Here is a 6,380-nt window from a genome sequence, read left to right as displayed (position 1 = left end):
CTGAACATGCCGATCTGGCTGGTGATGAAACCCATGTCCTGGGTGACCCCTGCGGCTTTGAGGCCGTCGACGAGCTTTTGGCGCATGGCCTTGATGCGAACGCGCATTTCGCCCAGTTCTTTTTCCCAAAGGGCATGCAATTCGGGGTTGTTCAGTACGGCGGCGACCACTGCGCCACCGTGGATAGGTGGGTTGGAGTAGTTGGTGCGAATCGCAATTTTGAGCTGCGACAACACGCGGGAGGCTTCTTCCTTGTCAGTGGCAACCACCGACAGGGCGCCTACGCGCTCACCGTAGAGGCTGAAGCTCTTGGAAAACGAGGTGGACACAAAAATGTTCAGCCCCGCAGCCACAAATTTGCCGATGATGGCGCCGTCTTGCGCAATGCCGTGCCCAAAGCCCTGGTAGGCCATGTCCAGAAAAGGGGTCAGGCTACGGGCCTTGACCACGTCAATGACCTGGTTCCACTGCGCATCGGTGATGTCGTAGCCTGTCGGGTTGTGGCAGCAGGCGTGCAGCACGACGATGGTGCCCGGGGCTGCGGCATTCAGGCTGGCCAGCATGCCCTCGAAGTTCACGCCGCGCTTGATAGCATCGTAGTAGGCATAAGTATCCACTTTGAAGCCGGCATTCATGAAAATAGCGCGGTGGTTTTCCCAGCTGGGGTCAGAAATCAGGACCGTGGCGTTGGGGCTGATTTTTTTCAGGAAGTCGGCGCCAACCTTCAGGCCGCCAGTGCCGCCAATGGCCTGCACGGTGGACACGCGACCGGACTTGACCACATCGGATTCGGCGCCAAAGACCAGCGCCTTGACGGCGTTGTCATAAGCCACGATGCCGTCGATCGGCAGGTAGCCACGGGCAGAGGGGCTGGCCATCATGGCTTTTTCTGCGGCTTGCACGCACTCCAGTAAAGGCAGTTTGCCGTTATCGTCGTAGTAAACGCCCACGCCCAGATTGACCTTTTTGGGGTTGGTATCGGCATTGAACTGTTCGTTCAAACCCAAAATTGGGTCGCGTGGGGCCATTTCGACGGCAGAAAACAGAGACATGGAAAGTCCTCGGATTGTTCATGGGTGGCAGGAATCCCGATCCTCGGTTAGGCTTTCGGGTTGTCCCTGATTTTAACGGTCTGCCCGCCGGGTTGGACCAGAGGTTTTTTACCCAAGATGTCCACCTTGTCAGAATTTTCAGTAGTTCAACCTGTAGCAGAAGCCGCTCAATATGCCGAGGGGCAGTTTTTAAGCTACCCCAATTCGCCGTTCGAGCTGTTTCAGCCCTACCCGCCAGCGGGCGATCAGCCAGCGGCCATCGATCAACTGGTGGAAGGCGTTCACGACGGCGAGGTGTTTCAGACCTTGCTGGGTGTCACCGGATCGGGCAAGACATTCACCATGGCCAATGTGATTGCCCGTCTGGGTCGCCCCGCCATTGTTTTTGCGCCCAACAAGACGCTTGCCGCCCAGCTGTACAGTGAATTCCGGGAATTTTTTCCAAAAAATGCAGTCGAGTACTTTGTCAGTTACTACGACTATTACCAGCCTGAGGCCTATGTGCCCCAGCGCGATCTGTTCATTGAAAAGGACAGCGCGATCAACGAACACATTGAACAGATGCGCTTGAGTTGCACCAAAAGCATCATGGAGCGGCGTGACGTGGTGATCGTGGCCACGGTGTCGGCCATTTACGGCATTGGCGAGCCCGAAAGTTACCACCGCATGATCATGACCCTGCGCACCGGTGACAAGCTGGGCCAGCGCGACGTGATCACACAACTGATCCGGATGCAGTACCAGCGCAATGACATGGAGTTCAGTCGGGGCAAATTTCGGGTCAGAGGTGACACGATCGATGTTTTTCCGGCAGAGCACTCCGAACTGGCGATCCGCATTGAACTGTTTGACGACGAAATCGAGAGCCTGCAACTGTTTGATCCCCTCACTGGGCGCATCCGCCAGAAGATCCCGCGCTTTACGGTCTACCCGTCCAGCCATTACGTCACCCCGCGAGACAAGGTGCTGGCTGCGGTGGAAACCATCAAGGTCGAGTTGGCCCAGCGCCTGAAGGAGCTGGTGGGAATGGGCAAACTCGTGGAGGCGCAGCGTCTGGAACAGCGCACGCGGTTTGATTTGGAAATGCTCTCCGAAGTGGGTCACTGCAAGGGCATTGAAAACTACACCCGCCATTTGTCGGGGGCGGCACCTGGCGATCCGCCCAGTACGCTGACCGATTACATGCCGTCTGACGCCATCATGTTTTTGGACGAAAGTCACCAGATGATCGGCCAACTCAACGCCATGTACAACGGGGACAAGGCGCGCAAAACCACGCTGGTGGAATACGGCTTTCGGCTGCCCAGTGCGCTTGACAACCGCCCGCTCAAGTTTGAAGAGTTTGAAAAGCGCATGCGCCAATGCATCTTTGTGTCTGCCACGCCGGCCGATTACGAAAAGACCCATTCCGGCAAAGTTGTCGAACAAGTGGTGCGCCCAACGGGGCTGGTCGACCCGCAGGTCGAAGTTCGTCCGGCGACCCACCAGGTGGACGATGTGCTGCAGGAAATCCGCATCCGCGCCGAGAAACACGAGCGCGTGCTGATCACCACGCTGACCAAACGCATGGCCGAGCAGCTGACCGATTACCTGAGCGACAACGGTGTCAAGGTTCGCTATTTGCACAGCGACATCGACACCGTCGAGCGGGTTGAAATATTGCGCGATCTGCGCTTGGGCGCTTTCGATGTGCTGGTCGGCATCAACTTGTTGAGAGAGGGCTTGGACATTCCTGAGGTCTCGCTGGTGGCGATTTTGGATGCCGACAAAGAGGGCTTTTTGCGCGCCGAGCGCAGCCTGATCCAGACCATTGGCCGGGCTGCCAGGAACATCAATGGCCGTGCCATTTTGTACGCTGACCGCATCACCGAGTCGATGAAAAAAGCCATGGGTGAGACCGAGCGTCGCCGCCTCAAGCAAATCGAGCACAACAAGCTCCACGGCATCACGCCCAAAAGCATTGTCAAAAAGGTCAAAGACCTGATTGACGGTGTTTACAGTGAAAAGTTCGGCAAGGAAGCTGAACGCCTAGAGCAGGCAGCGCTGCAAAAAGCCAAGGTTGAGGACATGAGCGAAAAAGACGTCGCCAGGGCCATCAAGCAACTTGAAAAACAAATGATGGAACACGCCCGTAACCTGGAGTTTGAAAAGGCCGCTCAGGTGCGTGACCAACTCGGTATCTTGAAAGAGCAAGCTTTCGGGGCCATTGGGGGCGACAACATCGTGCCTTTGATTCGGGCCTGAATAACCCCTTTACTTGACTGTTTTAATCGGGATTGAACTATACTTGACTTGTTTAGTCGGGAACCTGTTCAGGCAGGTGAATGACCAAGTTTTATCTACTTCAGGAGTCTGCCATGCGTTTAACCACCAAAGGCCGTTTCGCCGTCACCGCCATGATCGATTTGGCTTTGCGCCAGGATGCGGGGCCAGTGACATTGGCCGCCATCAGCCAGCGCCAACAGATTTCACTGTCCTACCTGGAACAGCTCTTTGGCAAGCTGCGACGCCACAACCTGGTGGAGTCGACCCGAGGCCCTGGCGGTGGTTACACCCTGGGCCGCAAATCGACCGACATCACGGTGGCCGACATCATATTGTCCGTGGACGAACCCATCGATGCCACCCATTGCGGGGGCAAGGAAAATTGCCATGGTGGCGAAGGCCGTTGCATGACACACGATCTGTGGGCTTCGCTGAATTCCAAAATGGTCGAATTTCTTGACTCTGTGTCGCTGCAAAAGCTGGTGGACGACCAACTGGCCAAAGGCTTGGTGGTGGAACAAAAGCCCAGCTTGCGCCGCGCCATCTCCCCCATGCCCGTTAGCAAGCCAATACGCCTGACAGGCCCCAACTCGGTGTTTGACTTGGGCAACGTGTTTGCCAAATCCTGATTGAAAAGAAGTACCCACTATGACCACGCCTCACTTCCCCATCTACCTCGACTACGGCGCAACCAATCCCTGTGACCCGCGCGTGGTGGACGCCATCATTCCCTGGTTGCGTGAACACTTCGGCAACCCCGCATCGCGCACCCACGCCTGGGGCTGGGAAGCCGAAGCAGCCGTCGAGAAAGCCCGCGAGAACGTGGCGGGCCTGATCGCTGCCGATTCCCGTGAAATTGTCTGGACCAGCGGTGCCACCGAGTCCAATAATTTGGCCATCAAGGGCGCAGCGCATTTTTACAAATCACGCGGCAAACACCTGATCACTGTCAAGACCGAGCACAAGGCTGTGCTCGACACCATGCGCGAGCTGGAGCGTCAAGGCTTTGAAGTCACCTACATGGATGTGCAGGCCGATGGTTTGCTCAACATGGACGCGCTCAAGGCGGCGATTCGCCCGGACACCATTTTGATCAGCGTGATGTTCGTCAACAACGAAATCGGTGTGATCCAGGATGTCACCGCGATTGGCAATCTGTGCCGTGAAAAAGGCATCATTTTCCACGTCGATGCCGCGCAAGCCACGGGCAAGATCGAGATCGACATGACCCAGTTGCCCATCGACCTGATGAGCCTGGCCTCGCACAAAACCTACGGCCCCAAAGGCATTGGCGCTCTGTATGTGCGCCGTAAGCCCCGTGTGCGACTGGAAGCGCAAATGCACGGAGGTGGCCATGAGCGCGGCATGCGCTCGGGCACCTTGCCCACGCACCAGTGCGTAGGCATGGGCGAAGCCTTCCGCATTGCCAAGCTGGAGATGGCTCAGGACAACGCCAAGGCCCGCGCCTTGCACGACCGACTGATCAACGGCCTCAGTGACATGGAGCAGGTTTTTTTGAATGGTCACGCCACCCAGCGGGTGCCGCACAACGTCAACATGAGCTTCAATTTCGTCGAGGGCGAGTCGCTGATCATGGGCATCAAGGGTTTGGCGGTTTCATCGGGTTCGGCCTGTACCTCGGCCAGCCTGGAGCCCAGTTATGTTCTGCGTGCCTTGGGCCGCAGCGATGAGCTGGCCCACAGCAGCCTGCGCATGACGATTGGCCGCTGGACCACCGAAGAAGACATCGACTACGCGATCAAGACCATTCGCGAGAACGTCGCCAAACTGCGCGAGCTGAGCCCTTTGTGGGAAATGCACAAAGACGGCATCGATTTGAGCACCATCCAGTGGGCCGCCCATTGAATGGATTAATTTGCGGGGCAGTTTTACAGCGCTGCCCCCACCTGACTTAAGGAGAAAACACCATGGCATATTCAGAAAAAGTGGTCGACCATTACGAAAACCCCCGTAACGTGGGCTCTTTTGACAAGGGCGATGACAGTGTGGGCACCGGCATGGTCGGTGCGCCCGCATGCGGCGATGTGATGAAACTGCAGATCAAGGTCAACCCGCTAACCGGCGTGATCGAAGACGCACGTTTCAAGACCTATGGCTGTGGTTCGGCCATTGCGTCGAGCTCGCTGGTCACCGAATGGGTCAAGGGCAAAACGCTGGACGAAGCGGCGGCCCTGAAGAACAGCCAAATCGCCGAAGAACTGGCGCTCCCACCTGTCAAAATTCACTGCTCCATCTTGGCCGAAGACGCCATCAAGGCCGCTGTGGACGACTACAAAAAGAAACACCTGAACTGACATGGCCATCTCACTGTCTGCTGCCGCAGCCCGGCATGTGACCCGCTACCTGGCCAAACGTGGCTCGGGTGTCGGTGTGCGCCTTGGGGTGAAGACCACGGGGTGCTCTGGACTGGCTTATAAGCTGGAGTATGTGGACGACATCTCCCCTGAAGACGTGGTCTTTGAAGGCCACGGCGTCAAGGTGCTGGTCGACCCGAAAAGCTTGGCCTACATCGACGGCACTGAACTCGATTTTGTGCGTGAAGGTTTGAACGAAGGCTTTCGCTTCAACAACCCCAACGAGCGTGACCGCTGCGGTTGCGGTGAATCGTTCCGCGTGTGATCAGCCTGCAATCCAACGATTTTGAGTTGTTTGATGTGCCTGCGCAGTTTGCGCAAGACGTGGCCCAGCTCGATGACCGCTGGAAAGCACTCCAGCGAGAAGCGCATCCTGACCGATTCGCAGGCGAGGGCCCCGCAGCCCAGCGTGTGGCCATGCAGTGGTCGGTGCGTATCAACGAGGCTTACCAGAGATTGAAAGACCCTCTCAAGCGAGCTGCCTATCTGTGTGAGCAGCAAGGTTTTCCTGTCCAGGCCGAGAACAACACCGCCATGCCTGCCGAATTTCTCATGCAACAGATGGCATGGCGTGAGGCTTTGGATGAAACCGACAGTGGTGAAGGGCTGGAGGCGCTTGCTGAGCAAGTGCGCGCCGACCGTCAGGGCGTGCAGCTCGAACTGGCTCGATTGATTGACCAAGCCAAAG

Annotated in this window: 7 protein-coding genes; 6 read left to right on the top strand and 1 reads right to left on the bottom strand. The window is 57.1% G+C overall.

Annotation, left to right across the window (positions count from 1 at the left end):
• A partial coding sequence (locus tag ACIQ3A_RS13190) for an amino acid aminotransferase (RefSeq protein ID WP_396432190.1) occupies window positions 1-1,052 on the bottom strand: 1,052 nt, incomplete at its 3' end.
• Between the two features lie 117 nt (window positions 1,053-1,169).
• Here ACIQ3A_RS13190 and uvrB point away from each other — a divergent pair.
• From uvrB to hscB, 6 genes are all read left to right on the top strand, one after another.
• Complete coding sequence (gene uvrB / locus ACIQ3A_RS13185; RefSeq protein ID WP_396432189.1) at window positions 1,170-3,296, top strand: excinuclease ABC subunit UvrB; 2,127 nt, start codon at window positions 1,170-1,172, stop codon at window positions 3,294-3,296.
• Between the two features lie 113 nt (window positions 3,297-3,409).
• Window positions 3,410-3,946: a Fe-S cluster assembly transcriptional regulator IscR gene (iscR, locus tag ACIQ3A_RS13180; RefSeq protein ID WP_396432188.1), complete on the top strand. Its 537-nt coding sequence runs from the start codon at window positions 3,410-3,412 to the stop codon at window positions 3,944-3,946.
• Between the two features lie 19 nt (window positions 3,947-3,965).
• Window positions 3,966-5,183 carry an IscS subfamily cysteine desulfurase gene (locus ACIQ3A_RS13175; protein ID WP_396432187.1) on the top strand — a complete coding sequence of 406 codons (1,218 nt, stop codon included), beginning with the start codon at window positions 3,966-3,968 and terminating at the stop codon, window positions 5,181-5,183.
• A gap of 62 nt (window positions 5,184-5,245) precedes the next feature.
• Window positions 5,246-5,632: a Fe-S cluster assembly scaffold IscU gene (gene iscU / locus ACIQ3A_RS13170; RefSeq protein ID WP_396432186.1), complete on the top strand. Its 387-nt coding sequence runs from the start codon at window positions 5,246-5,248 to the stop codon at window positions 5,630-5,632.
• 1 nt (window position 5,633) lies between these two features.
• Entirely contained in the window at window positions 5,634-5,957 is a 324-nt protein-coding gene (gene iscA, locus ACIQ3A_RS13165) for an iron-sulfur cluster assembly protein IscA (RefSeq protein ID WP_396432185.1), read from the top strand.
• A partial coding sequence (gene hscB, locus ACIQ3A_RS13160; protein ID WP_396432184.1) for a Fe-S protein assembly co-chaperone HscB occupies window positions 5,957-6,380 on the top strand: 424 nt, incomplete at its 3' end. The genes iscA and hscB, both read left to right, overlap by 1 nt.

Source organism: Limnohabitans sp. (assembly GCF_044361985.1).
Taxonomy (GTDB): Bacteria; Pseudomonadota; Gammaproteobacteria; order Burkholderiales; family Burkholderiaceae_C; genus Limnohabitans_A.
The sequence above is the reverse complement of the archived record's forward strand: the minus strand, read 5'-3'. Positions and strand labels throughout refer to the sequence as shown.